The 585-nt window shown below is 64.8% G+C and carries 1 protein-coding gene; it reads left to right on the top strand.

Annotated features, from left to right (window positions below; genetic code table 11):
• The coding region (locus ACLIIZ_RS21100) for a VCBS domain-containing protein (protein ID WP_416695673.1) at positions 1 to 585 on the top strand (585 nt) is incomplete at both ends.

The following is a 585-nucleotide window of genomic DNA, read 5'->3' on the forward strand; positions in this document are numbered from 1 at the left end:
TCACGACGACCGGCGACTGGACCTACACGGTGGCGAACGCCGACGTGCAGTACCTGGGCGAAGGCGAAACCAAGATCGAGACCTTCACCGTGAAGACGGTGGACGGGACGACGCACGACGTGGTGATTACGATCACCGGCACCAATGACGGCGCCGAAGTGAGCGGCAAGGACAAGGGTGCGGTGACGGAAGACGCGTCGAACCCGAACCTGACCGACACCGGCACGCTGCTGGTGACGGACGTCGATGGCCTGGACGAAGCCCAGTTCCAGACCACGGGCATCGTTGCCAGCGCCGGTGCGCTGGGCGGCCTGACGATCACGGCGACCGGCGACTGGACCTACACGGTGGCGAACGCCGACGTGCAGTACCTGGGCGAAGGCGAAACCAAGATCGAGACCTTCACCGTGAAGACGGTGGACGGGACGACGCACGACATCGTGGTGACGATCACCGGCACCAATGACGGCGCCGAAGTGAGCGGCAAGGACAAGGGTGCGGTGACGGAAGATGCGTCGAACCCGAACCTGACCGACACCGGCACGCTGCTGGTGACGGACGTCGATGGCCTGGACGAAGCACAGT

It is taken from the genome of Azonexus caeni, from assembly GCF_048146105.1.
Classification (GTDB): Bacteria; Pseudomonadota; Gammaproteobacteria; order Burkholderiales; family Rhodocyclaceae; genus Azonexus; species Azonexus aromaticus_B.